The 24,250-nt window shown below is 58.9% G+C and carries 24 protein-coding genes and 1 pseudogene; 12 read left to right on the top strand and 13 right to left on the bottom strand.

Annotated features, from left to right (window positions below):
- Positions 1 to 9 precede the first annotated feature (9 nt).
- Complete coding sequence (locus BS629_RS36020) at positions 10 to 966, top strand: ROK family protein (protein WP_018245732.1); 957 nt, start codon at positions 10 to 12, stop codon at positions 964 to 966.
- A gap of 27 nt (positions 967 to 993) precedes the next feature.
- Here BS629_RS36020 and BS629_RS36015 read toward each other — a convergent pair whose 3' ends face one another.
- Both BS629_RS36015 and BS629_RS36010 read right to left on the bottom strand, forming a co-directional pair.
- Entirely contained in the window at positions 994 to 1,389 is a 396-nt protein-coding gene (locus tag BS629_RS36015; protein ID WP_018245731.1) for a DUF4112 domain-containing protein, read from the bottom strand.
- Positions 1,390 to 1,676: 287 nt separating this feature from the next.
- Entirely contained in the window at positions 1,677 to 3,494 is a 1,818-nt protein-coding gene (locus tag BS629_RS36010) for a methyl-accepting chemotaxis protein (protein ID WP_018245730.1), read from the bottom strand.
- A 224-nt stretch (positions 3,495 to 3,718) separates the two neighbouring features.
- Here BS629_RS36010 and BS629_RS36005 point away from each other — a divergent pair.
- Both BS629_RS36005 and BS629_RS36000 read left to right on the top strand, forming a co-directional pair.
- A pseudogene (locus BS629_RS36005) lies at positions 3,719 to 3,968 on the top strand (plasmid stabilization protein).
- Entirely contained in the window at positions 3,965 to 4,378 is a 414-nt protein-coding gene (locus BS629_RS36000; protein WP_018245729.1) for a type II toxin-antitoxin system VapC family toxin, read from the top strand. Before BS629_RS36005 ends, BS629_RS36000 begins: the two are co-directional and overlap by 4 nt.
- 45 nt (positions 4,379 to 4,423) lie before the next feature.
- Here BS629_RS36000 and BS629_RS35995 read toward each other — a convergent pair whose 3' ends face one another.
- From BS629_RS35995 to BS629_RS35960, 8 genes are all read right to left on the bottom strand, one after another.
- On the bottom strand, positions 4,424 to 4,672 hold the full coding sequence (locus BS629_RS35995; RefSeq protein ID WP_018245728.1) for a hypothetical protein: 249 nt from the start codon (positions 4,670 to 4,672) through the stop codon (positions 4,424 to 4,426).
- 190 nt (positions 4,673 to 4,862) lie between these two features.
- Positions 4,863 to 5,939 (bottom strand): DUF5666 domain-containing protein, encoded by a 1,077-nt coding sequence (locus tag BS629_RS35990; RefSeq protein ID WP_018245727.1) that lies wholly within the window; start codon positions 5,937 to 5,939, stop codon positions 4,863 to 4,865.
- A complete protein-coding gene (locus tag BS629_RS35985) occupies positions 5,936 to 6,829 on the bottom strand; it encodes a DUF6502 family protein (protein WP_018245726.1) in 894 nt (297 codons plus the stop codon). The genes BS629_RS35990 and BS629_RS35985 overlap by 4 nt, the downstream gene beginning before the upstream one ends.
- 153 nt (positions 6,830 to 6,982) lie before the next feature.
- On the bottom strand, positions 6,983 to 7,357 hold the full coding sequence (locus tag BS629_RS35980; protein WP_018245725.1) for a hypothetical protein: 375 nt from the start codon (positions 7,355 to 7,357) through the stop codon (positions 6,983 to 6,985).
- Between the two features lie 10 nt (positions 7,358 to 7,367).
- Complete coding sequence (locus BS629_RS35975) at positions 7,368 to 8,414, bottom strand: flagellar hook-associated family protein (protein WP_018245724.1); 1,047 nt, start codon at positions 8,412 to 8,414, stop codon at positions 7,368 to 7,370.
- Positions 8,415 to 8,416: 2 nt separating this feature from the next.
- Positions 8,417 to 9,877: a flagellar hook-associated protein FlgK gene (flgK, locus tag BS629_RS35970; protein WP_018245723.1), complete on the bottom strand. Its 1,461-nt coding sequence runs from the start codon at positions 9,875 to 9,877 to the stop codon at positions 8,417 to 8,419.
- Positions 9,878 to 9,890: 13 nt separating this feature from the next.
- Positions 9,891 to 11,183: a flagellar hook protein FlgE gene (locus BS629_RS35965; protein WP_018245722.1), complete on the bottom strand. Its 1,293-nt coding sequence runs from the start codon at positions 11,181 to 11,183 to the stop codon at positions 9,891 to 9,893.
- Positions 11,184 to 11,508: 325 nt separating this feature from the next.
- Positions 11,509 to 12,381: an EF-hand domain-containing protein gene (locus BS629_RS35960; RefSeq protein ID WP_018245721.1), complete on the bottom strand. Its 873-nt coding sequence runs from the start codon at positions 12,379 to 12,381 to the stop codon at positions 11,509 to 11,511.
- Positions 12,382 to 12,544: 163 nt separating this feature from the next.
- Here BS629_RS35960 and BS629_RS35955 point away from each other — a divergent pair, with 163 nt between their 5' ends.
- From BS629_RS35955 to BS629_RS35945, 3 genes are all read left to right on the top strand, one after another.
- On the top strand, positions 12,545 to 13,192 hold the full coding sequence (locus BS629_RS35955) for a TetR/AcrR family transcriptional regulator (RefSeq protein ID WP_018245720.1): 648 nt from the start codon (positions 12,545 to 12,547) through the stop codon (positions 13,190 to 13,192).
- A gap of 208 nt (positions 13,193 to 13,400) precedes the next feature.
- Complete coding sequence (locus BS629_RS35950) at positions 13,401 to 15,584, top strand: DUF1217 domain-containing protein (RefSeq protein ID WP_018245719.1); 2,184 nt, start codon at positions 13,401 to 13,403, stop codon at positions 15,582 to 15,584.
- A 176-nt stretch (positions 15,585 to 15,760) separates the two neighbouring features.
- On the top strand, positions 15,761 to 17,548 hold the full coding sequence (locus BS629_RS35945; RefSeq protein ID WP_018245718.1) for a methyl-accepting chemotaxis protein: 1,788 nt from the start codon (positions 15,761 to 15,763) through the stop codon (positions 17,546 to 17,548).
- Between the two features lie 39 nt (positions 17,549 to 17,587).
- On the opposite strand, the gene BS629_RS35940 is transcribed toward BS629_RS35945, so the two are convergent.
- The gene (locus BS629_RS35940) at positions 17,588 to 18,391 is read right to left on the bottom strand and encodes a crotonase/enoyl-CoA hydratase family protein (protein ID WP_018245717.1); all 804 of its coding nucleotides are present in this window, start codon (positions 18,389 to 18,391) and stop codon (positions 17,588 to 17,590) included.
- 88 nt (positions 18,392 to 18,479) lie between these two features.
- Between BS629_RS35940 and BS629_RS35935 the strand changes: the two genes are divergently transcribed.
- From BS629_RS35935 to BS629_RS35915, 5 genes are all read left to right on the top strand, one after another.
- Positions 18,480 to 19,064 (top strand): TetR/AcrR family transcriptional regulator, encoded by a 585-nt coding sequence (locus BS629_RS35935; RefSeq protein ID WP_026188704.1) that lies wholly within the window; start codon positions 18,480 to 18,482, stop codon positions 19,062 to 19,064.
- 272 nt (positions 19,065 to 19,336) lie between these two features.
- Positions 19,337 to 20,176, top strand: coding sequence for a transporter substrate-binding protein (locus BS629_RS35930; RefSeq protein ID WP_018245715.1), 840 nt, complete (start codon positions 19,337 to 19,339; stop codon positions 20,174 to 20,176).
- 167 nt (positions 20,177 to 20,343) lie between these two features.
- Positions 20,344 to 21,006, top strand: coding sequence for an amino acid ABC transporter permease (locus BS629_RS35925; protein ID WP_026188703.1), 663 nt, complete (start codon positions 20,344 to 20,346; stop codon positions 21,004 to 21,006).
- A 6-nt stretch (positions 21,007 to 21,012) separates the two neighbouring features.
- Complete coding sequence (locus tag BS629_RS35920; RefSeq protein ID WP_011648868.1) at positions 21,013 to 21,672, top strand: amino acid ABC transporter permease; 660 nt, start codon at positions 21,013 to 21,015, stop codon at positions 21,670 to 21,672.
- Positions 21,673 to 21,684: 12 nt separating this feature from the next.
- On the top strand, positions 21,685 to 22,455 hold the full coding sequence (locus tag BS629_RS35915; RefSeq protein WP_018245713.1) for an amino acid ABC transporter ATP-binding protein: 771 nt from the start codon (positions 21,685 to 21,687) through the stop codon (positions 22,453 to 22,455).
- A 95-nt stretch (positions 22,456 to 22,550) separates the two neighbouring features.
- Here the strand turns inward: BS629_RS35915 and BS629_RS35910 are convergent, their stop codons facing one another.
- Together BS629_RS35910 and BS629_RS35905 are read right to left on the bottom strand one after the other, a co-directional pair.
- The gene (locus tag BS629_RS35910) at positions 22,551 to 22,979 is read right to left on the bottom strand and encodes a type II toxin-antitoxin system VapC family toxin (RefSeq protein WP_018245712.1); all 429 of its coding nucleotides are present in this window, start codon (positions 22,977 to 22,979) and stop codon (positions 22,551 to 22,553) included.
- Positions 22,976 to 23,242 carry a type II toxin-antitoxin system Phd/YefM family antitoxin gene (locus tag BS629_RS35905; protein WP_017991284.1) on the bottom strand — a complete coding sequence of 89 codons (267 nt, stop codon included), beginning with the start codon at positions 23,240 to 23,242 and terminating at the stop codon, positions 22,976 to 22,978. Before BS629_RS35905 ends, BS629_RS35910 begins: the two co-directional genes overlap by 4 nt.
- A 256-nt stretch (positions 23,243 to 23,498) precedes the next feature.
- Between BS629_RS35905 and BS629_RS35900 the strand changes: the two genes are divergently transcribed.
- Positions 23,499 to 24,248 (top strand): GntR family transcriptional regulator, encoded by a 750-nt coding sequence (locus BS629_RS35900; RefSeq protein ID WP_018245711.1) that lies wholly within the window; start codon positions 23,499 to 23,501, stop codon positions 24,246 to 24,248.
- The last annotated feature ends 2 nt before the right edge of the window (positions 24,249 to 24,250 follow it).

Raw genomic sequence — 24,250 nt, 5'->3', positions numbered from 1 at the left:
GGTCTTCACATGCAGCAGGTTGCCATTGGAATCGACCTCGGTGGGACGCAGGTACGCGCTGCCCTTGTCGACGAGCAAGGCCGGATTCTGGCGCGCGCAGCCGAACCGACGGATGCGCTGGCGGGTCCCGACCGCGTGCTCGCCCAGATTTGCGGCCTGGCCGATGGACTGCTTGCAGCATCGAACCCGGCTTCGGTGGTGGGCGTCGGCGTATCCGCTCCGGGCCCACTCGATACGGTTGCCGGTGTCGCGACTGATATCCCGACCCTCTCCGGCTTCGTCGATTTTCCGCTGAAGGCGGAGTTGCAGAAGCGGTTTCCGTTTCCTGTCGACCTCGAGAATGATGCTATTGCCGCTGCCATTGGTGAGTGGCAGTTCGGTATCGGCAAGGGGCTTGATAACCTTGTCTATGTCACGGTCAGCACCGGAATCGGCGGCGGCGTTATCTCGGATGGTCGCGTGGTGCGCGGCCGCAAGGGCATGGCGGCTCATGTCGGCCACATGTCGGTCGTGCCGAACGGCGAGCCTTGCCCTTGCGGCAACAGGGGTTGCTTCGAGGCCTATGGATCCGGACCGGCTTTTGCACGACGCGCCCGCATAAGGGCCATGGAATCTAGCGGGACGACGATAGGCAGCAATGACGGAGCCATCGACAGCCGCAGCATCTTCGCGGCCGCTAGAAATGGCGATCGTCTGGCAAATCAACTGGTTGACGAGGAAGCAGAAATTCTCGGCCGCGGCTTCACCAGCCTGATCCATATCTTCAGTCCCGATATCATTGTGATGGGAGGCGGGCTTTCCCACGAGTTCGATCGGCTGCAACCGGGCATTCAAGCCTACATCACGCAATGGGCCATGCCGGCATTCAAGGATGTCAAGGTGATGCTGGCAGCATTGGATCAGAACTCTGGCCTCGTCGGCGCGGCGGCCCTGGCGTTTCTGACGAGAAAGGGCGCTCGGACGTGATCCAGACCGGCGAAGCGATCGGCTTCGTCAGATGTGCCGATTCAGCTCGTCTTCGCCAATCCCAAAGTGGTCGAGGATGATACCGACGTTTCGGCGATGAGACTTGAAATAGACGTCGAAGAGATCGCCGATCAAGGGAACCGTTCCGCCTGCGGCGTCGATCCCGAGATTGACGGCCATACGGGCGAGCTTATGGGTGGGAACACCGAGGCGTCTTGCCTCATCGATGATGAAAAGACCGATCAGAGATCCGGCAATGTCGCCGACGGCCGGGATAAGGCCGAGAATTGAGTCCGCGCCGATCCGCACGCCGATGACAGGCAATCTGACCGCAGTATCCATCATGCGCGCTATGCCGACAGCGCGCCGAATTCTTCCAAGCTCGATAGAGGTCAGGTGTTTCGCGCTGGCGGAAGCTGGCATCAGCAGCCTTTTGGCACGAACGATCGCTCCGCCCCCTCGAGTATGGGCGTGGGAGCGATTTGGTCGCATTGCCGCGAAATAGTCCGACGCAACGAAAGGCCGGTGCCATCATGATTTTCCATTGCCGTGAAACGCTGCAAACCCGATAAGGTTCGCCCGCGAAAGCAAGGATCATCTCTCGTCGGGAACCACGATCAATTTCAAGGCCGGCGATTGCGTTGCCGTCGTGGCGATTGTCTTGGACTAAGGTTGCCGAAAGAGCAGGGGCTTCCGTTGCCGCTCCCGCCTCAAGCAGCTTTCTGCGGTCTGGACGTGCTGGCTCCCGCATCGACCTGAAAGCGGTTGACGACCCCCTCCAGTGTCTGCGTTTGGCTACCGAGGGCGCGGCAGGCCGAGGCAGTTTCGACGGCCATGGCAGCGTTGCGTTGGGTTACCTGATCCAGGGCGTTGACGGAGGTGTTGATCTCGCCGATCGCTACCGCCTGTTCGGAGGATACCGAAACGATGCGGGCGATCAGGCCGGCAACCTGCTCGACCTGGCCCTCGATTTCCAGGAGCGCCTTGCCGGTGCGGTTGACGAGTTCCACACCGGTGGAGACCTGGGCCGAGGAGGTGGAGATCAGAGCTCTGATCTCCTTGGCGGCGTTGGCCGAGCGCATGGCAAGTTCACGCACTTCCTGCGCCACGACGGCAAAACCCTTGCCTGCTTCGCCCGCGCGCGCTGCTTCAACCCCGGCATTGAGCGCCAGAAGATTGGTCTGGAAGGCGATTTCATCGATGACGTTGACGATGGCGCCAATCTGGGAGGACGAGCCTTCGATCCTTTCCATGGCGGCGATTGCTTCGCGAACGACGGCTGCCGAATGTTCGGCGCTGGTGCGGGTCTGCGCCATCATGCCGGTTGCCTTGCCGGCATGGTCGGAGGCGTCTTTGGCTTTGATATTCATTTCATCGAGCGCGGCTGTGGCCTCTTCGAGCATCGCGGCCTGCTGTTCCGTGCGCGACGCAAGACTGTCGGCTGCATCGGTGATGCCGGCCGAGGAGCTGCCCACTTGCTTGGAGGTCTGGGCGATCTCCGCCATCGAAGCGCAAAGCGCGTCCATACTATCGTTGAACTTCGCGCGCAAAGTCTCGTAGGCAGCGGCAAAGGGTGTCTTGATCCGGCAATCGAGGTTGCCGGTCGATAGCTGTTCCAGTCCGTATGTCAGCTGATCGATCACCGTTTCGCGGATCTGCTCCTCTGCGGCCCTTTCGGCCAGCTGACTGCGTTCACGCTCGAATTCCGCATCGCGAAGTGCGGTCTCGCGCTTCTGTGCGTCCTGCCGCTCGAGTGCGTTGCGGCGGAATACCGCGACGGCCTTGGACATGGCGCCGATCTCGTCGGAACGGTTGGCGTAGGGAACGTCGGTCGAAAAATCGCCTTCGGCAAGATTGCCCATATAGGCTTTCATGCCATCCAGGGGCACGATCGCCCGGCGACGCAAGAGATACAGTCCCACCAGCAATAGGCCGAACGATCCGAAGCCCGCAGCACCCGCATAGATCGTCCAGGTCACGATCTCCGAGGCTGCATTGCGTTCCTCACCCTTCAGGAAGGCGTCGGAATTGGCAACGAGTTTCTCGACCGTGTCCTGGTGCGAATGAAAGGCGACGCGCAACTGCTCGATTGCACCGTGCGCCTTGTCTTCATCCCTGGCATTCAAGGCCGGGATGATCTCATGGTTCATCACTTCCCAGAATTCATCGCCCTTGGCGATGACATCGTTTTCAAGCTCGTCCTTCAAGGCTTGCGGCAGCCGGGTGGTTTTCCAATAGGCGCGGCGGTTGTCGTAAGCGGCCTTGAGATTTGCGATCTTGGCAAGATTGGTGTCGGTGAGTTCGGGAAATTTGCTCGCCTCGAAGGAGAGCATGTAGGATTCGACCACAAACAGCGGCGGCGGCAGAATATCGGCAATCAAATCCTTGCCGTAGACGACCTGCTCGTAAACCGGCCCGTTGACCTTGAGCCGTTCGAGCGCCGATTGCTGCAATCCGATCGACATGAAAAGACCGACTGAAACGGCGACGCCGAACGCCACCAAACTGCGAGCAATGGTGAATGCCAAGACTGTCTCCAAATAACTTTGGCTTCTCTACTTCGAGAGACCTGATCTACGTATGGCATTATTTCGCAAGAACACTGAAATGTGGTTAATTATTCTGACATTGGAGCTTAGCGGCAGCCGTCCATTATTGGGTTGATGATTTACGAAAAGCAATGGTATCAAGCCATCACTTGCCATCTTGATGGCTAACGCTGCCTTTATATCCTATCGCAAAGGAGATCGGCATGGCCGAACCTCAGCTTTCTGTACGGAGCGCAAAAGCGCGTGATCTTGCTCACCGGCTTTCCCGCCGTGAAAACCGCTCGATAGCCGACATTCTCGAAAGGGCCCTCGAATCGTATGAAATACGCGAAGCCGGAAGAGAGCCGGCTGTGTCCTTCTATGCCAGGGCTTTCGCAGCAAAGCGGGACGGATATCGACCTCGAAGCCGTTATCAACGAAGGCAGGCAGGTTCATAAGGGCATCGAGCTTTGATTTTTCTCGATACCAACATTGTTTCGGAAACTTTGATAAAATCACCCAATGAAGCTGTGATCTCATGGCTCGTCCGCCATGATGCTGAATTGGCGCTGCCGACAGTAACGATTGCCGAGATCGCTTTCGGTATCCAGAAGATCCGGCCTGATCAGCGAGCCGAACGCCTCGAGCAGGGACTGTCCGATTGGCGTCGTCGCTTTGCAGCCCGGATTTTTGGCCTGACCGAAGAGGCCGCTCTTGCTTATGGTGACATTATGGGTTTGGCCGCTCGTCAGGGGCGCGGGATGTCAGTGCCGGATGGCATGATCGCCGCTATCGCGCGGGTCAATGGTGGGCGACTTGCGACGCGAAATCTGGGCAATTTTGCGACCTCAGGTCTTCAATTGATCTCGCCATGGGAGTTTTGACGTCTCGGAAATGCGTGGGCGCTGGTACTTGGGTATCGACACCTTTCAGGCCAATCGCATGAGCATTTCATTCAGGTTGCCGATCTGGCGGAGCAGTTCGACCAACTTATCCGTGTCGTCTTGACTGAGCCGGCCCGTTCCGCCGCTGCTTTTCCAAAGATGTTGAAATTCTTGGCTCGTCTGTAGCGCGATGCCCATGATTTCGATGATTTGCGTACGGTTTTCCCAGGTTGCAACGACCGTCGGTTGGTCCATTCCCATCGACATGTCCGGTTCGCGTTCCAGCAAAAGCAATTCCTGATTCCTCTTGGCGATGGTGGGTTGGTTCGGCAGTCAGCAGCGATTGAAAATCAAACGATTGTCTGTCGGGTGTGGGGCGGACCCGATAGACAATCGGCAAGTCCTTCTTGGGAATCCAAATCAGGAATCGCAGGAACAATAAATGGGAAATTTTCCCATATGTCAATGTGCTCGACTGAGCCTTTCAGCGGGGACCTGGAAAATCTGGAGGCGGCGGGCCGCGAGGCGCGGTATCCCCCGGTGGCGGACCTCGCCTGTTCGGGTCGGGATAATCTCCACCAGGCCCGCCTCTGCCGAAGGAGGGGCGATCATGCGGCGGCCCGTCCGGAGGGCCATCCGGCGGGCGAGGACCAAAGCCGTCTGGGCCCTGCCTGTCCGCAAAGCCCGTCATTCTGCTTGAATCGCGTACGGTGACGTCGACAAACCCATGGCCGTCAGGGGACATTCGCATCGAGCCGTAAGGCGTTGAGCCCCCGGGTCCCGAGCCAGCCCCGCCTTTGTCCGCGGACCTGAAGGTCTCGACGTTGACGATGCCGCGTTTCAGACCCGGCACCACAGGCTCGGCCTGAATGCGTATAATCATCAATCGGTCGGCGACTGTCTTAAGACGTACGAGCGTTTGCTTGCCGACCAGATATCCATGCGTGTTGCCAAGCGAAAGGCCGCCGATCCGGACGCGATGACCGCTCTTCGATGGCACGCCTCGGACATGGGCGCCATCGGAAACGGAACGAGGCTCGATACGCCGAGCAATGATGGTGCCATCCGGTTTACGGATGCCGAACACGGCAACGCGATTGCCTTTTCGCAAGCCCTTCGTCACCAAACCTGTCGTGTCGACGGTTTGCGACAATATGGTGATACCGGTCTTGTCAATCCGGTCGATGCGGCCCTGAACCTCGCTGACGATCGCGATGCGGGCAGCACGCTTTCCCGTCAGCAGCACCCGGGCCACATGACCGACCTTCATCGCGCTTGCAGGAGCGCGCCGTCCATCGATCTCGATCGGGGTCGTCGCGCTGAAAGGTATGTGGACGTTGTTGACGATGATGCTTCCAAAGCCCTGGATGGTCCCGACGATGCCGGTTCCGCCGATCCCGTGATCTTCGTTCTCCCCACCTCCCTGAATGGAAAGACCGGACCCGCCGATTCCATGATCGCTGGTCCCCGTCGGTTGCGCGGCTACGGTCTCCGGTCGCACGATCTGAAGTGCGATGCCGCCCAGCAGAAATTGCCTCCTGGAGATCATTGACGGGCTCATTCGTCTGTCTCCGTCCTGGAAGCGGCGTCTGGCTGAAGATCGGCCTCAGCCGCCTCGGGCATGACATAGACCCCCGCAATCCAGCGGCTATTGCCGCCGGGATCATCCGTGATGGCCCGATGGGCGATCTTGTTGAGCTTCAGGAGCAGCGCCATCCCTTCCTCACGCGCAATCTCGTCGAGTTGGGCCGCCAGCTCAGGGGATATCCCGTCGTAGTGAACCGCGCGTTCGAAGTAGGGGGGAGGGTCGTTCATCAGATTGATGACCGCTGCCTGCACATGGTCACGAAGATTGCGTGTAAAATAGTGCCGACGGGCTTCGTCACCGGCATTCGGAACAATTGATGAGAGGTTGAGCTGGACCTGGCCGTCCTGATCGAGAACGACAATGCCTTTATCCAGCCAGTCGTCCAGGATGGAGCGGGGATGAACGTCCTTGGTGATGTCGCTCACCAGGCTCTCGAATGACGGACCGCCGTCGCTGGAGGTCCGGGGCAGGGCGCTTGGCCTATCCTCCGCATCGCAATAAAGCGGATCGGCAAGCCATCTTGCAAGGATGCGGCTTGTCTGTGAAACGCCGACGGTCAGAAACGATGCCGTGAGTGCCTGTCCACGCAACCGGTTGACGTCCTTGCGGTGGATGCCGGTCAGAAGCGAGATGCGGCTATCCGTCTGCTGCTTGTTCGGTAGCGCGAACTCCTTCTCCGCAACCTCGATATAGAGGCGGCGAAGAACGGTCGAGAAGGAGATGAAGTTGAAGCCGGAGGCGAGTGCGAGCTTGACCAGCGGGCGAAGCACGCGGATCAGCATGGCCTGCAAAGTCTCTTCGGAGAATGGAAGCTTCGCGCGCGGCTTTGACATTAACAACACACTCGGTCTCTGAAAGACCATTGCCGGCAGACTTCGGCAGTCGCCCTCAGCCTCCCTATGGTAAAGTCCAGACTGCCGCAACGGACAAGCCACATGCAAGCCCAGCCTATGCCATGCTCCCGAGCGGCGCGGCCGTATAGCGCCGCCTTTGAGAAGAGATTTTAGCGTGTTCCGTTAATGAGTTACCGGATGCGGCTCGGGCGACAGCACTGCGCCATGGCGCCAGTCGATCAGCCGGTCGATGCGCGCAATCTTGTGGAAAACCTCGAAAACGTCGAATGACGTGCCTTTCTCGATATGGGCTGCCAGCAACTCGCAAAGCTCGAATATTTCAGGGGGCGTACCCGTCATCTCGACGCCGTCATCCGTGAAGACACCCGATCGCGGCCATGCCCGCGTCTGTTGTTCGTCGAGTTTGCTGCCGACGAAAGGGATCGTATCGATGATGCCAGAGGCGAGCGCGAAGGCCGCCTCCGCCACGATTTCGGAACACGTCGTGTTGGGTTCCCTCGTTAGGGCCGGTATTTGCATCCGCTTGAATTCCCGCATGTTCAACCCGTCAGAGATAGTTGACCAGACTCAGACCCTGGAGTTTCGAGACGAGCGTGTAAGCTGTCTCCAGTTGCGTCTGCAGCTGGTTGACGAGCGTCGAAGCCTCGTAGGCATCCACCCCCTGGAGATCGACAAGGTTTCCCTGAAGCAGAGTGGATTGAGCGTCGAGGGCGTCATTTGCCTTTTCGAGCCGCTCCTGTGAAAGGCCGAGCTCACTTTGCTGCGTCACGATGCCGGCGGTGGCCTGAGCCGCATAGGCGATCGCCTTGGATGCGACGGTGCTCTGCGCGTCGGAACTGAGATCCTGGCCGAAGAGGGCGGAGACGACGACGGAGGCAAGAGCGAGATAGCGCATGCCTTCGGAATTGGCATTGGTCGACGAGGTGATGGTTTCCGATCCGCTGATCCGGCTCGTCATGTCGGTGCTGGAAGCGGTGGACCAGCCTTCGGAAGCGTCCGTCCAGGCGCTCTCGGAGAACATCGGCTCGACCGTGTCGGTGATGAAGCTGCCGATTTCCTCGCCTGTCAACTCGTTGACGTCTTTTCCGAGACCGGTTGCATAATCGTTCAGAGCCGAAACGATCGTATCCGAGACCGCCGAGGATTGATCGGTCAGAGGCTGGCTGTCGAGGTTGGTTCCGCCGAACAGGAACTCGCCATTGACCGACGTGTTTGCCGTCGAGACCAGCTGCGAAATCGTGGCGCTCGCCGTCTGCAGGGCAACGGCGATGCTCGTCGTATCCTGGCTCGCCTGGAGCGCGGTCAGGTTCGAGACCAGGCTGTCGCCGGCATCCTTCAGGCTCGAAAGGGCGGTTTGCGATGCGTTCATGCGCAATTCGACGACGGCATTGCTCGTCTTGAACGAGGCGGCCTGGGCGATGGCGCTGGTGAGATTGATCGACTTTGCAGCGCCGGCGCCGAGGGATACGCCGATATCGGCGTAGGTTCCTGTGGTCGCTTCCGTCGAGGCCTGCTGCAGCTTGTTTTGGGACTGGCTGATGGTGAGCCGCAAAACATTCTGCATCGCCGATGATGAGACAAAAGATGCTTTCATGACTAGCTCGCTATGTCGAGGAGCGACTGGAACATCTCGTCGATGACGTTCAGGATCTTCGTCGCTGCTTTGTAGGATTGTTCGATGTCGAGAAGTAGCGTCAGTTCCTCGTCGAGGTTGACGCCCGTTTCGTTGGAATAGGCCTCGTCGGAGCGTGACAAGGCCGCAGCTGTGGTTTCGGAAGCCGCCGTTGCATCGCTTCGATATTGTTCGAGCCAGCCGATGGAGGCGCTGGCGTAGTCCGTCAGGCTTTGCGACGTCGAGAGACCTGCGTCGGAAGAGAACGAACGCTGTTCCGTCAGCGCCTGATACAGGGCGTCGAGATTGTCCGAGAAGCCGCTGTCTCCCGAGGTGTTGAGATCGGTGATGCCGCTGATCGTTCCGTCGCGCAGCTTCGTCGCATCGCCGCCCTCGCTTGTGACGACGGCTGAATTGACCGAGATAGTGGAGGCGATCCCTGTCGTATCGTCGGAAGCAGCAGGTGTTCCCCCGGTTGTGCCCGACGCCGTCGTCCACACGAAAAGTCCCGGTGCGCTCGTGCTGCCGTCGGTTTCCGAGAAGATCTGGACCAGTGATTTGGCGATCTCGTCGAGCTGGTCCTGGAATGTCGGGGCGATTTCGTCGCGAAGCTGCAGCAGCGCCTGCAGGCTACCCGATGCACTCGTCGTCGATCCTTCGCCGGCGTCGAGTGCAACGCCGTCGATATAGATGGAATTGCCTTCCGTTCCGGCAACGTAGGTTGCCGTCGACGCGAACGTGACGGTGCGGGGAATGGTCTCGAACAGCACGGTGCCATCAGAGGTATAGAGCGCCATGTCGTTATTGTCGCGCACGGTGGAGGTGATGCCGACGATCGAGGAGATCTGCTTCAGGAGCTTTTCACGCTCGTCGAGCGCCGAGGATGTATCGGTGCCGGTCGATGTCGCCAGCTTGACCGCATTGTTGGCCGCCTCGAACTGCGACAGCAGCGTGTTCAGGGTGGAGACCTGTGTGGCGATCTCCGCATCCGCCTCGGCTCTGATCGACTGGACGCCGTCGCTTGCGGTATTCAACGAATTGGCAAGATCCTGCGCGGCGGTCACGGCCGATTGCGCTGATGTCGTGCTGCTCGGGGATGTGGCGAATGTCTGGAGCGCCTGCTGGAATGCTGTGAGATAGGTACTCGGCGAGGTCTCGTAGTCATTGCCGCCCACCAGCGACTTCAGGCTTTCGAGGCCGGTCACCAGCGTCTGCTGGGCGCTGTCCTTGGCATTCGTTTGCAGATACTGGGCAAGCAGCGCCGTTTCCTGCGCCCGGCTGATGCTGACAACTTGGGCGCCGGAAAGAGACGTCGTAACCGACGCCTCCCGTCTCACATAGTCGGAATTTCCGACATTGGCGATATTCGTCGAGATGACGCTGCTTTGTTGGCCGGTCGTGTTGAAAATACTTTGCACGCTGTTCAAGGCGGAGGTGAGCGACATGCCGGCGTCCTCCCTATCGTTTCAGATTGACGAGGACATCCATGATATCGGAGCCGGTCTGGAACACCTTCGAATTGGCGGTATAGCTGCGCTGCGCCTCGATCATCTCCGTCAGTTCACCGGCGAGATCGACATTCGAGCTTTCGAGAGCACCGGACTGGATGGAACCAAGCCCGTTCGTCTGCGGGAAGCCGGTGACCGTTACCCCGGACAATCCGTTGGCACTGTAGACGTTGCCGCTGAGCAGCGTCAGATTGTCGGGGCTGGCGACCGTCGCGAGAGGGATCTGATAGAGAGCCTTCGTCGCGCCGTTTGCATAGGAGACCGACACCACGCCGTCCGCACCGATAGACACCGAGTTCACGGCACTTGCGGCCTGGCCGTCTGCGGAGCCCGTCGCCGAGAAGTCGGAGGCGAGCTGGGTGAAATCGGAATAGTCCATGGTGATCGTCTTTGCCGTCACCGGATCGACGATATCAGTGTCGGTCGCGGAGGTGAGCTGCCCGTCGGCGTCGAAGGAGAGCGTCGCGACGCTGACGGCATCGGAAGAGTAGGGAAAGGACGTCGTGCTGCCGGTGGATGCATCGGCATTGCGGTAAACCGCGACCTCCCAGGTGCTGCCGGTGACTGCGCCGCCCGCGTCCGTCGTGACGCCGGTCTTGGTGAAGTAATAGTCGTACTGGACGGTGCCGCCGAGGCTGTCATAGGCAACCAGCGACATCTTCTGCGTGTCGTCGGTGACGCTCGCCGTGTTGGCGCTCGGCAGCGTCGTGGTATCGGTGACGACAGTTGCCTCGGAATTCAGGTTGCCGCTGAAATAGGCGCTGCTCGAAGCGACAGCGCTCAAGCCCGATTGGGATACGTTGACCGGCACCAGGCCGTCGAAGCCATTGACCACCACCGCCGGTACGCCGGAATCATAGGAGTATCCCATGAGCGTGAAACCGGCGCCGTTGACGAGATTGCCGTCGCTGTCGACCGAGAAGTCGCCGGCCCGGGTGAGCACCGGCGTGCCGTCGGCGCTTTCCACGATGAAGAAGCCGTCTCCTGATATCGCCAGGTCGTAATCGGAGGTCGTATAGGAGATGTCGCCCTGTTGAGAAATCGCCTGGCGCACGGATGTCTGGACGCCGCCGGAATTATAATTGCCCGAGGAAGAGGGCAAAACCAGCGACGAGAAGGACGTGGAAACGGCTTTGTAGCCGGTGGTGTTCGCATTGGCGATATTGTCGGAAACCGTGCTCAGCCGGTTTGCCTGGGCGCTCATGCCGGAGACGGCGGTTTTCATGCTTCCAAAAATGCTCATGGCTCGATCCTTTAAGGTTTGGGAACATGCCATGTGACGAGGGGCTTCCAGAGCCCGGATGGCGGGCGCACGACATCGCGGGCGCCGGGCAAAGGCCGACACCGGTCGATGATCTGATTGCCTGGACTAACCCCGTGATGGCGATAGGCGCTTCGGCTCATCCGCGCGCTAGTTATCCGTGCGCCTGTGACGGCGCACCATTCGAGTGGTTCCACATGTCAGTAGCGACCCGACTGAAGGCTCTGCCGGCTCGACTGCCGGGTCGCTTTCAAACCGTCTCAGTGCAGATCCTCCAGCGACCGCAATGGCGACGGCTTAACGACCGTCAGCTCGCGGACTGTGCAGACAATGAACCGGTGCCTGACGTGTCGAGCAGACTAAAGAGCTGGCTTGCCTGGCTTTCGGTGACGTCGTCCGGCTTACCCGCCATGAATTCGTCCAATGTCACGAGCCCGTCTCCGTCCGTATCGAGATCGGAGAGCAGAGATGCAAACTGGTCGTCGTCAGCGGACGGCGGCGGTCCTTCGGGACGTTCCGACTGCTGAGCTGACATGGCCTCGGTCAGCGCATCGACCGATAGCGAACCGGAACCTTCGCTGTCGAAGCTGTCGAACAGCGTGCCGGCCTGCTCCTCGCTCAAATCGGACGGCCGACTTGCAACGAACTCGGCTTTGCTCACAAGCCCGTCGCCGTCGGTATCGAGATCGGAGAGCAGGGATGCAAGGTCGTCATCGTCGGAGGGTGGCGGGGGCGGCGGCCCCTCGGCACGTTCCGACTGCTGGGCGGACATGGCATCGGTCAGCGCATCGAGAGATAGCGAGCCGGAACCTTCGCTATCGAAGCTGTCGAACAGCGTGCCGGCTTGATCCTCCGACACATCCGACGGCCGGGCTGCGACGAACTCGGCCTTGCTCACGTAGCCGTCGCCATCGCTGTCCAGCTGCGCAACGTCCATGTCTGCGCCGCCGTCCTGCTGCTCGCCGGAGCCGGACTGACCGGCGAGGCCGTTCATCGTCAGCGACATCAACTGCGACATGAGTTTCTCGGCGCTGTTGGTCGCGTCTTCGTCGAGCTGCTGGGTTGTGGTTGATTTTTTTGCCGAAATCGTATTACAGGATAGGGCGTCCTGGGATGCTGACGTCGAATTCTTGCTATAGGAATAGGAAGAAATTGATGTTGCGGCGGAAATGGTCGTCATAAGCGCTCCATCGCTAGAGGGTGGGGATGCAACGCATTACAGAACTGATGAGTTCTCTAAATCGAAATTGCTAATGCCACAACCGAAAAAATCGTCCCTCAGAAATCGTAGTTTCCTTTCTGCGGCTGTCGGCTTGTGCTTTAACGGGGCGGTCTAGACCATCATGGATGTTGCCGACGAGCCTGTAGATGAGCCGCGCAGACGGGGCCGGCCGAAAGTCTCGAGCGACGATGACAAGCGAGTGCATATCGTCGAGATTGCCCGCCGCGTTTTTGTAAAATACGGGTATGCCGGAAGCACGACCGCGGTCGTCGCCACCGAGGCGGGAGTTTCAAAACAGACGCTTTACAAGCTCTTTCAGAGCAAGGAAGAGCTGTTTGCCGCTGTGGTCGGTGCTCATCGACGCATGATGCTCGATCTGCCTCGGCCTCCGGAAGATCTCTCGATCGCCGAGAGCCTCGAACGCATCTTCATGATCGATATGGATGAGGACAAGGATGCGGATCGTGCCGGTTTCCTGCAGCTCGTCTTTCGCGAAGCCGGGCAGTTTCCCGAACTCGTGGACATTCTGCAGCGCGAAGGCATGCTTGCCAGCCGGCAGCAACTTGCCAACTGGCTGAGCGACCGTAGGGCGGAAGGCCGTTTGTCGCTCGACGATCCGGCCAGCGGAGCCCGCATGCTGATGGATATGATCTTTGGTGGCATGGGACCGCCGGAAGGACGCGCTCAGGCCTGGCCCGACCGGGCGGCGCTGCTTGCCCATCTCCGGCGCTGCATTGCCATCTTTGCCGCGGGCGTCGGCGCCGCCTGACCCGATAAAGCCGCGATCCCTCGACTTTTGACGTCCTGTTGCATTTTGGACGAATTATAGTACCATATAGTTCTATTAAATTGATTCGGCCGCATGAGTGCGGTCCGTATGCGCCATGAGCGGCGGCAAGATCTCAGCAAATATGAAAAGTTTCAACCGTGGCTGCCGGCAGGCTTTCGCGCGCGCGTGCTTATGAAAGGGACAGAAGTTGGTTTCCACCTATGTGAGCTATCTCTCGGTCGCGCGAAATCTGGGCGCCAGTCTCTCGAGTGTAGCTTCTCAGGCAACGGTTGCCCGCGACAGCAGCTATTACAAGGAAAACATTGGCAAGGTCACGACAGTCGATGAATTCATGGGCGATTATAAGCTCTACTCCTATGCCATGAAGGCCTACGGCCTTGAAGACATGACATATGCCAAGGCGTTCATGAAGAAGGTGCTGGAAAGCGATCTCAGCGATTCATCCAGCTTTGCCAACAGTCTGAGTGATGGCCGCTATGCCGAGTTTGCGGCCGCTTTCAAATTTTCCGGCGAGACGGAGACAGCCCAGTCGGATGCGCAGCGGGACAGCCTGCTCGACGCCTATGAGGAATCTTTCGACACCGAGGCTGACGATATCGCAGACCAGACGGATTATTTCGAAGAGAATATCTCGTCGATCACCTCGGTCGACGATCTCCTGTCGAGCTCGAAGCTGAAGAACTATGTGCTGACGGCTTTCGGCCTCAACACCGAATACACCTCAACCAGCTTCCTGAAGAGTGTTCTGACGAGCGATCTCGACGATGCCGATAGTTTCGTCAACCAGCTCGACGACGATGTCTATGTCAACCTGGCGAAGGCCTTCAACTTCAACGAGGATGGTTCGACCGACGGCGACGTGATGTCGGAAGATCAGCTCTCGTTGGTCACAAGCGCTTATGCGGTGGCCTCGGCGACGATCGCTTCCTCGGAAACCGGGGAGGCCTATGACACCTATTTCGCTGCACAACTTGGAAACATCACCTCCGTCGATGAGTTGATGAGCGACGACAAGCTGGTTTCCTATCTGAGAACTGCCTACGGGCTTACCGATAGCGAGACCGATAACTTCATTTCCGCGGCGCTGAAAAGCGCCGACGTCGCCGACGCGATCGGCTTATCCGAACTGCACGATGCCTTTAATTTCGATGAGGACGGCGCGCTTGCCGATGGCGACACGGCCCAGACATCGGAACAGACGGCCGCGACCACGGCGGCCTTCGATGAAAATTATCAGCTGCTGATCGCCAATACCGACACCGAAGACGCCGTCGACAACTATACGACGCGCATCGCCAGCGTCACTTCGATCGATGATTTCCTGGTCTCGAACGATGACGACGACGATGACGACAACGACGATCTCCCGGAACTGTGGGAAATGGCGTTGCGAGCCTATGACATAGACCCGGACAGCGTTTCGAGAAGCGAGGTCCGGAAAATTCTCGAAAGCGATCCCTCGGACTCGAAAAGCTATGTCAACAGCCTCGACGACGATCGGTTCGTAGCCTTTCGCAAGGCCTTCAACTTCGACAGCAATGGCGACGTTACCGTTCCGCTGCAGGCCATGTCGGAATCCGTCATCGACGACTATGCTGCCTATTACAAGCAGAACAAGATCCGATACCTCGAAGGCGACGAGCTGACGGAAGCAACCGACGCGGCGGACGAGGAGATTACCTATTTTCGCGAGCAGATGGCGACGATCACCACGGCCAGCGAATTTCTGGCCGACGATCGCCTGGTTTCCTTCGCGCTCGAGGCGAAGGGGCTCGATCCTGATGATGTCACGTCGGAGGAGTTGGAGAAGATGTTTTCTTCCGATCTCGACGACGAAGATAGCTATGTCAACAAGCTGGACGACAATCGTTTCGCCGAACTCGTCGGTGCGTTCAATTTCGACCAGGACGGCAATATTTCCGACGAGCCCACCGGGACGGTGCAGCAGCGCGGCGACGTGCTGGAGACGATCGACGCCTATGTCAGGCTGACGCTCGAGGATGATCAGGGCGACAGCAACACCGGCGTGCGCCTCGCCCTCTACTTCGAGCGCAAGGCGCCGGAGATCTCGAACGCCTATGACATTCTGGGCGATAGCGCGCTCTTCGAGTTTTTTACGACGACATTCAACCTGTCCAGTTATGTTTCGAACATGGACGTCGACAAGCAAGCCGAGATGATCAGCAATTTTATCGACATCAAGGATCTGTCGGATCCGGAAAAAGTCGACGATCTGATCAAACGCTTCACTGCCATGTATGACATGGCCAACGGCACGGGCACCACCTCGACAGCCCTTTCGATCCTGACCGGATCAGCGACGATTAGCGCTGACACCCTGCTGGCGATGGCGCAATTGAAAAGCGGCTGAGTGGCCGGTAGGCCGCCGGTCCCGGAGAACCTGACGGATGTGCCTCATGGACGCAACGCTGGTTGAAAATAAAATTTACTGCACGTTATATTCATAATTAAATCCCCGTTAATAAGGACAAGCGAATATTCACGACATGGCTGGATCGACGGCGACGAAATCTAGGGGGATGACGCGTGGGTATTCTTGATCGTGGTGCAAATGCTGTCGCGGCTCTTGCCGCGTTATCGAATTCGCAAGCCATGATCGAGTTTGATCTATCGGGCAGGATCCTCACCGCTAACGAAAACTTCTGCAGGGCGCTCGGCTACGAGTTGAGGGAGATTGTCGGAAAACATCACAGCATGTTTGTCGAGCCTGCCTATGCATCCTCAACGGAATACAAGGCTTTCTGGACGAAGCTCGCAGCCGGGAAATTCGATCAACAACAATACAAACGCGTCGGAAAAGGCGGGCGCGAGGTCTGGATCGAGGCATCCTACAATCCCGTCTTCCGACGCGGGAAGCCGGTCAAGGTCATCAAGATTGCAACGGATATCACTGCGCAGAAACTGAGGTCTGCCGAGGATTCGGGCAAGATCGACGCATTGTCCCGGGCTCAGGCGATCATCGAATTCACGCCGGCCGGCGAAATCCTGACCGCGAACGACAATTTCCTTTCCGCGCTTGGTTATTCGCTTGCCGAAATCCAGGGCAAACATCATTCGATGTTCTGTGAAGCCGACTACTCGAGATCGGAGGCTTACAAGGAATTCTGGCGGAAACTTGCGAGCGGCCAGCTGGTTGCCGACGAATTCATGCGTGTGGGCAAGGGCGGACGAAAGGTCTATATCCAGGCTTCCTACAATCCGATTTTCGACCTGAACGGCAAAGTGTTCAAAGTCGTGAAGTTCGCAACCGATGTCACGGCGCGCGTCGAAAATGTCGAACAACTTGCCCGTTGCCTGACGAACCTTGCGGATGGCGACCTGTCGCAGACGATCCAGAAGCCTTTCATTCCTTCGCTGGAAAGGCTGCGTGCCGACTTCAACAGCGCCTCGGAGAAGTTGAAGGGCGCAATGGCAACGGTTGCCGAAAATGCCAAGGCGATATCAGCCGGTTCCAACGAAATCCGCACGGCGGCCGACGACCTGGCAAAGCGTACCGAGCAGCAAGCGGCATCCGTCGAAGAGACGGCAGCCGCGCTTGAGGAAATCACGACGACGGTCAAGGATTCGAGCCGCCGCGCCGAGGAGGCCGGTCAACTCGTGGCGCGCGCCAGAAATCACGCTGAGCATTCCGGCCAGGTGGTGCGTGACGCAATCGGAGCGATGGACCAGATCGAAAACTCGTCACGCGAAATTTCCAACATCATCGGTGTCATCGATGAGATTGCCTTCCAGACTAACCTTTTGGCGCTCAATGCCGGCGTAGAGGCGGCACGAGCAGGGGAGGCCGGCAAGGGGTTTGCGGTCGTTGCCCAGGAGGTCCGTGAGCTGGCGCAGCGGTCGGCGAAAGCTGCGAAGGAGATAAAGAGCCTGATCACAGCGTCCGGTTCCCATGTCGCAAACGGCGTCGCCCTCGTGACGAATGCCGGATCCGCGCTCCAGGAAATCGCCAGTCAGGTTCACGAAATCAATACCAACGTCACAGCGATCGTGGAGGCGGCGCGCGAGCAATCGACTGCGCTTGGCGGGATCAGCCAGTCCATCAACACCGTCGACCAGGGAACGCAGCAGAATGCCGCAATGGTCGAGGAGCAGACGGCTGCGAGCCATGGTCTCGCCCGAGAGGCTGCCGCTCTCTTCGAGCTTCTTGAACAGTTCCGTTTCAATGATGCGCCGAGATCCAGGTCTTCGTTTGCGCAGGCCGATCGTCACCCCGTCGCACCGACGGCTTTGAAAGTCGTTCGTACTTCGCCCCTCGCATCCATCCAGCACGGGTCAGCCTCCGTCGCGCTGAAGTCCGATTGGGAAGAGTTCTGATTACTCTGACTGAGCCATTCTCAGCAGTATTGGCGACAATCAATCGAGCGACCACGAGCCGGGATAGTTCGGCTTGCGACGCTCGATCCACGCGTCGAGCCCTTCGCGCAAATCGTCGGTTGGCGCCATGCGGGCGAATTGTTCGCCTTCGATCAGGAGCCCCTCCGCAATGCTCTGGTTGATGCCGCGCGTCACCGCCGTCAGAATGCTCGCCGCTGCCAGCGCTGAATGACGCAGAATGCGCCGCGCGAGGTCGTGGGCGGCCGGCATGAGAGCGTCATGCGGGACAAGCTGGTTGACAAGGCCGAGTTCGAGGGCGCGCTGCGGGGAGAATGCGTCGCCCGTCAACAGCAATTCGAGGGCGCGCTTGCGCCCGGCCAGCCTTGGCAAACGCTGCGTTCCGCCAAAGGTCGGCGGCATTGCGAGATTAATCTCGGGCTTGGCGAACAGGGCGCGTTCGCTGGCGATGGCGAGGGGCACAGCCTCGGTGATTTCGCAGCCTCCGCCAAAGGCAAGGCCGTTGACGGCGGCGATGACGGGTTTGCGGAAGGCTTCCAGCCGCGCAGTTAATCGCTGTCCGCGCGCGACGAAATCGCGCATGGCGACATCGGCGCCCTGCGCCACGCTTTCCGAGAATTCGTAGATATCGCCACCCGCCGAGAATGCCCGCTCGCCTGCGCCGGTGAGGATGATCACCCGAATTGAACTGTCGGTTTCGATGGCGTCGAGGATCGCGAGCAAGCGGTCTATCAAGGCATAATTCAGCGCATTGAGCTTTTCCGGGCGATTGAGAGTGAGCGTGGCGATTCCGTCGTAGCTGTCGATCAAAACAGTGTCGGCCATTCGGTTTTCCTTTCCGCTATGCTGCGTCAGGAGAAGTATGCCGCCGGTCGATGCTTGTGTATATTCACTAGTCGGTATACATAGCGACATGATCTCACAGCCAGTCCCGACGCGCGAACGCATCATCTCGGCGGCCGCCAAACTGTTTTACAACGAGGGCATCAGGAGCGTCAGCGTCGATGCGGTGGCTGAAGAGGCCGGTGTCACGAAACGCACCCTTTACTACCATTTCGCCAGCAAGGACGATCTCATCGGGGCCTATCTGGAGGCGCGCGACCAGCCTAACCTCTCTCTGTTCAAGCGCTGGTACGCGGAAACGACGGGCGAGCCGGCGGATAAGGTGCAAGGCATCTTTCGCAATCTCGCCCGCGCGGCCCGCCATCCGAAATGGAAGGGCTGCGGCTTCCTGCGCACCTCTGCGGAACTCGCCAATATGCCTGGCCATCCAGCCATGAAAGTCGGGATTGAACACAAGAAGAGGGTCGAGGCCTGGTTGCAGGTTACGTTCGAGGCGGCCGGAATCAAGACGGAAGCGCCGCAGCTCGCTCGGCAGATCGTCCTGCTGCTCGATGGCTCGTTCGCCGTCGTTCTGTTGCATCGCGACCCGACCTATATGGAAGCCGCAGGCGAGGCGGCTGGTTCGCTGATCCGCGCTGCGACCGCAAACGCCTAAGGCGGGCGGTTCCTGAGGCGCTCGCTCTGAAGGCCACATCTTCCGCCTCGGCTTGGCTGTCAGGTCGCCGAACGAGAAGGCATGATGTTGAGCCTCTGAAACAAGAGAACAATGCTGCACTGCCGAAAAAATCACCACACGCACCACTGCGCGTTTTTTCGGCATGACCCATTGACAATTCATCCTTGATGGCACTTCATAACATTGTTCCAGTAAAACAGACATGCGTCCATTATACTGGAACAATAGGAACCATCCATAAGGGGAACGCCATGACCATTTCCTTTCGCACCGGCGTGATGTCGCTGGCTGTCGCCGCTCTGTTGTCCACGCCTGCGCTGGCGGACGGCAGCAAGCTCGATGAAGTGCTGGCCCGCGGCCATCTCGTCCTCGGCACGGGCAGCACCAATGCGCCTTGGCACTTCAAGAGTGCCGACGACAAGCTTCAGGGATTCGACGTCGACATGGGCCACATCATCGCCAAGGCGCTCTTCGGCGATCCTGAGAAGATCGAGTATGTGAACCAGTCCTCCGACGCCCGCATCCCGAACATCACCACCGACAAAGTCGACATCACCTGCCAGTTCATGACCGTTACCGGCGAGCGCGCCCAGCAGGTTGCCTTCACCATTCCTTATTATCGCGAGGGTGTCGGCCTGATGCTCAAGGCGGATGGCAAATATGCCGACTACGCAGCCCTCAAGGCGGCCGGTTCCTCCGTTACCATCTCGGTTCTCCAGAACGTCTACGCCGAGGCGATGGTGCATGCCGCATTGCCGGAGGCGACTGTCGACCAGTACGATTCCGTCGACCTGATCTATCAGGCGCTGGAATCGGGACGCGCCGATGCAGTCGCCACCGACCAGTCGTCGCTCGCCTGGTACATGACGCAGAATCCGGGCCGCTATAAAGATGCCGGCTTCGGCTGGAACCCGCAGACCTATGCCTGCGCTGTCAAGCGCGGCGATCAGGATTGGCTGAACTTCGTCAACACCGCCCTGCACGAAGCCATGACCGGCGTTGAATTCGACTTTTACGCCAAGTCCTTCAAGACCTGGTTCGGCAAAGATCTGACGCCGCCGCAGATCGGCTTTCCCGTCGAGTTCAAGTAGCAGCCATGTGGAGCGGGACTTTTCTCCCGCTCCACTAGCAGGATGATTTCAGGCCGGGTCGGCCTAAAATCTGAATCCTGTTCTCAGTTGAGGAGTGAGAGCATGATGTTGTCCGAAAAGAGCTCACACTTTTCGGCATCATGCTCTGGTCTGAAAGGGCGGCCCGTATGGGTTATACGTTGAATTTCGCCGCCGTCTGGCGCAATTTCGATTTTCTTTTGAGCGGGCTTGTACTCAGCCTCGGTCTTGCGGTGATCTCGATCCTGATCGGGGCCGCGATCGGCTTGGTCGTGGCCTTCGCACTGACGTCCAAAAGCCGTTTTGCGATCGTGCCGGCGCGGGTCTATGTCACTGTCATTCGCAACCTACCGATACTCGTCCTGGTGCTTTTTGCCTTTTTCGCGCTGCCGCAGATGGGTTTGCGCCTCGACAAGATAAAAAGCTTCGTCCTGGTTCTATCCCTCTATTCCGGCGCCTATCTGGCCGAGGTATTCCGCGCCGGGCTGCTGTCAATTCCGAGAGGACTGACGGAAGCGGGTCTTTCCATCGGCCTGACGGGGATGCAGATCCGCAGTTCCATCATCGCGCCGCTGATGCTGCGCAACGTGCTGCCATCGCTGTCCTCGACGATCATCTCGCTCTTCAAGGACACCTCGCTCGCCGCCGCCATCGCCGTGCCGGAACTGACCTTTGCTGCCCGCAAGATCAATGTCGAGAGTTTCCGCGTCATAGAGACCTGGATGGTCACCTCAGCCCTTTATGTCGCGACCTGTTTCCTCATCGCCGCCGTAATGCGCTTCGTCGAGCGCCGTCTGGCCCTGCCGAGATAAACCCGGATGTCCCACACCTTTCTCGAACAACTCTGGATCGCCCGCTACGTCATCATGAACGGCATCGGCGTGACCGTGTCGATCTCCCTGTTGGCCATCCTCGCGGGTTCCATACTCGGCGTTTTCGTCGGTCTGGCGCTCGTCTATGGCGGCGTTGTTTTGCGTCTGGCCGTGCGCGCCTATACGGATATCATCCGCGGCACGCCGGTGCTCGTGCTGGTGCTGGCAAGCTACTATGTCTCTGCCGCCGTCGGCCTCGATCTCGGGCCGTTCTCGGCCGGCGTGCTTGCCCTTGCCATCTTCTGCTCCTCCCATGTCGGCGAAATCGTGCGCGGAGCGCTTCAGGCGATCCCCAAGGGGCAGACCGAAGCCGCCAAGGCGATCGGCCTGACCTTTACCCAGACCTTCACCTCGGTGCTATGGCCGCAGGCCATGCGCCAGTGTTTGCCGGCCTGGGTGAATACGGCGGCCGAGATGGTGAAAGCCTCAACGCTGCTCTCCGTTATCGGCGTCGCCGAGCTTCTCCTGCGCACGCAGGAGATCATCTCCCGCAATTTCATGAGCCTCCAGTTCTATTTCCTGGCCGGTGGTCTCTATTTCATCATCAACTACGGCATCGAGCACTTCGGCAAATATGTCGAGCGCAAGACCGCCCTGCCATCCTGAGGAGACACCCCGATGGCCAAGACCATTCTCGACATCCAGGGCCTGCGCAAGACTTACGGCATCCACGAAGTCCTCAAAGGCGTCGATTGCGCCGTGCAGGAAGGCGAAGTCATTTCCATCATCGGCTCGTCCGGCTCCGGAAAAACCACCTTGCTGCGTTGCATCAACATGCTCGAGGAATTCCAGGGCGGCACGATCAGCCTCGACGGCGAAGAGATTGGCTATCGCGCCGAAGGAGCAACGCGGCGCCGCAAGAGCGAGAAGGAGATTGCACGCCAACGCGCGCTGACCGGCATGGCGTTTCAGCAGTTCAATCTTTTCCCGCATATGAGCGCCGCTGAAAACGTCATGCTCGGCCTCGTCAAGGTGAAGAAAATGACGAAGCCGGATGCGCGCGCAATCGCGGAAAAATGGCTCGATCGTGTCGGCCTTTCCGCCCGCGCGAACCACTATCCCGGACAGCTTTCCGGCGGCCAGCAGCAGCGCGTCGCAATTGCTCGCGCCATCGCCATGTCGCCGAGGCTGATGCTGTTCGATGAAGTGACCTCCGCGCTCGACCCGGAACTGGTGGGCGAAGTGCTCCAGGTGATCAAGGGGCTTGCCGCCGACGGCATGACCATGCTGCTCGTCACGCACGAGATGCGCTTTGCCTACGACGTTTCGTCACGGGTCATCTTCATGAACCAGGGCGTCATCTGCGAGGAGGGCGATCCGAAGGACATGTTCGTGCATCCGAAGACTGAACGGCTGGCGGAATTCCTCAAAACCTCGAGTTTCAACTAATGCATGTCGCCCAAAAGTGCGCAGCGGTTTTGGGATAACGATTTGCATCAACAAAACTTAAAGAATGATCCCGTGACGGTCCGCTCTGCGGATCGTCACGGGCGCTCGGTCCAAGGGTCGACAAGCTCGATCTCAAAGCCCTCGAAATCCTTTATATTGCGAGTGGCGAGGGTGAGATCGTGAGCAATCGCGGTGGCGGCAATCAGGCCATCCATTGACGACAAGCCGCGCCCGCTTCGCTTTGCGAGCCCCATCAAGTCGCCCCAAGCTATCGCAACCGGCTGATCCACAGGGATGACACGCTGCTCGAAGCGCTGCGGCAGGTCCTGGGCAAGCCATTCAGCCAGCGCGTCGCGCTTCCGGCCGCTTTCCATCAATGCAACACCACGCCGGATCTCCGCGATCGATACGACGCTGATGAATGAGCGATCCTCGTCGAGACTGTCCAGCCATTGTAGGACATGTGCATCGGGACGCGGCCTTGTCACCTCGGAAAGCACATTAGTGTCCAGCAGAAGTCTCACAGCTGAAGATCACGCGGTTCGTCGCGCTGCCGTTCGAGGTCCAGATCAGCGCCACGCAGCGGCGATTGCATCAGAAACTCTGCAAGGGTGCCCTTGCGCGCGGTCTTCCGCTGCCATTCCTCGGCCGAAACGACGACGACGCTTGGTTTGCCATTGCGCATGATTGTTTGCGGCGTTGCTTGCGCGCGTTCGATAACCTCAGACAGCTTGGCCTTCGCACTGGCGACGGTCCAACTTTTATCCTCTGGTCGTGATGGCTGCATTCGCTTTATCCTGACTATAGTGACTATCCTGACTATATAAGCCGAACCGGTCTAGCCGCAAGCAACTTTTCGATAGGGAAGGGGCTTTGTCGGCTTTGGGCGGCCGACGCTGATCTGGGTTCGCAAGGCATTGTGGGCTCGCTCAATTTGCGCTCAGTTTGCATTCCCAGCGTGCAAATTCCAGGGGGAGGGATCCGAGACATCTTGGAAATCCTGAACGCAGAATTTTGGCACGAGCTTTGCTTTCCTGTCTTGTATGCAAGATAGCCAGACATCTGAGACCACGCAGAAGACCATCGAGGAGACCATCGTCTCCGGGATTCTTTCAGCCAAAATTCGGCCTGGGACGCGTCTCAGCGAAAACCAGCTGGCAACGCTCTTCAGCGTGTCTCGAACCCGCGTTCGTGAAGCCATGATGCGCCTGGAAACACGCGGCATTGTGCATGTAAGTCCAAGACGAGGCTGGTTTGTCGTCGAGCCGTCCGCTGAAGAGGCGATCGCGGTCTATGAGGCACGGCGTGTCATCGAGGCCGGGTTGCTGCGCAGCATGCGCGTATTGACGGACGAGGGACGCAAAGCTCTCGACGCGCATTTGAACGAGGAAAAGACCGCAATGGCTGCGGGCGACCGCCAGCGCCTGACCTATTTGATGGGTGATTTCCACATCCGCATCGCAGAATTAAGCGGTAACGCCATCATCGTCGATATCCTTCGCGATCTCACCGCGCGGACGATCCTTATTTCGATGCTCTATCAGTCTGAATTTCACGCAGCACAGTCCCATGATGGGCACTGCCGCATCTTCGAGGCCATGCAAGCGGGCGATTTCGTCAGGGCTGCGGAGCTCTCCGTCGAACATCTGGACGAAGTGGAAATGGGCCTCGACCTGACCACGCGCCCGGATCCGCTCTCGGAGCTGCGCAGTTCCCTGTCACTCCCTCCCAAGGCCGTGTCCTCCGGCCCAACTGTCAAACCCAAAAAACCGCAACTTCAAAGGAGCAATTAAAA

The organism is Rhizobium leguminosarum bv. viciae USDA 2370, from assembly GCF_002008365.1.
Lineage (GTDB): Bacteria > Pseudomonadota > Alphaproteobacteria > Rhizobiales > Rhizobiaceae > Rhizobium > Rhizobium leguminosarum.
This window is presented reverse-complemented; position numbering and strand designations above follow the sequence as displayed.

What these genes read in the sequence shown, in the direction of transcription:
- BS629_RS35930 (WP_018245715.1), top strand. Translation starts at nt 19,337, where the DNA reads ATGACCATTTCCTTTCGCACCGGCGTGATGTCGCTGGCTGTCGCCGCT.
- BS629_RS35935 (WP_026188704.1), top strand. Translation starts at nt 18,480, where the DNA reads ATGATCTCACAGCCAGTCCCGACGCGCGAACGCATCATCTCGGCGGCC.
- BS629_RS35905 (WP_017991284.1), bottom strand. Translation starts at nt 23,242, where the DNA reads ATGCAGCCATCACGACCAGAGGATAAAAGTTGGACCGTCGCCAGTGCG.
- BS629_RS36015 (WP_018245731.1), bottom strand. Translation starts at nt 1,389, where the DNA reads ATGCCAGCTTCCGCCAGCGCGAAACACCTGACCTCTATCGAGCTTGGA.
- BS629_RS35965 (WP_018245722.1), bottom strand. Translation starts at nt 11,183, where the DNA reads ATGAGCATTTTTGGAAGCATGAAAACCGCCGTCTCCGGCATGAGCGCC.
- BS629_RS35925 (WP_026188703.1), top strand. Translation starts at nt 20,344, where the DNA reads ATGGGTTATACGTTGAATTTCGCCGCCGTCTGGCGCAATTTCGATTTT.
- BS629_RS35990 (WP_018245727.1), bottom strand. Translation starts at nt 5,939, where the DNA reads ATGAGCCCGTCAATGATCTCCAGGAGGCAATTTCTGCTGGGCGGCATC.
- BS629_RS35940 (WP_018245717.1), bottom strand. Translation starts at nt 18,391, where the DNA reads ATGGCCGACACTGTTTTGATCGACAGCTACGACGGAATCGCCACGCTC.
- BS629_RS35960 (WP_018245721.1), bottom strand. Translation starts at nt 12,381, where the DNA reads ATGACGACCATTTCCGCCGCAACATCAATTTCTTCCTATTCCTATAGC.
- BS629_RS36020 (WP_018245732.1), top strand. Translation starts at nt 10, where the DNA reads ATGCAGCAGGTTGCCATTGGAATCGACCTCGGTGGGACGCAGGTACGC.
- BS629_RS35980 (WP_018245725.1), bottom strand. Translation starts at nt 7,357, where the DNA reads ATGCGGGAATTCAAGCGGATGCAAATACCGGCCCTAACGAGGGAACCC.
- BS629_RS35915 (WP_018245713.1), top strand. Translation starts at nt 21,685, where the DNA reads ATGGCCAAGACCATTCTCGACATCCAGGGCCTGCGCAAGACTTACGGC.
- BS629_RS35985 (WP_018245726.1), bottom strand. Translation starts at nt 6,829, where the DNA reads ATGGTCTTTCAGAGACCGAGTGTGTTGTTAATGTCAAAGCCGCGCGCG.
- BS629_RS35955 (WP_018245720.1), top strand. Translation starts at nt 12,545, where the DNA reads ATGGATGTTGCCGACGAGCCTGTAGATGAGCCGCGCAGACGGGGCCGG.
- BS629_RS35900 (WP_018245711.1), top strand. Translation starts at nt 23,499, where the DNA reads ATGCAAGATAGCCAGACATCTGAGACCACGCAGAAGACCATCGAGGAG.
- BS629_RS35920 (WP_011648868.1), top strand. Translation starts at nt 21,013, where the DNA reads ATGTCCCACACCTTTCTCGAACAACTCTGGATCGCCCGCTACGTCATC.
- BS629_RS35975 (WP_018245724.1), bottom strand. Translation starts at nt 8,414, where the DNA reads ATGAAAGCATCTTTTGTCTCATCATCGGCGATGCAGAATGTTTTGCGG.
- flgK (WP_018245723.1), bottom strand. Translation starts at nt 9,877, where the DNA reads ATGTCGCTCACCTCCGCCTTGAACAGCGTGCAAAGTATTTTCAACACG.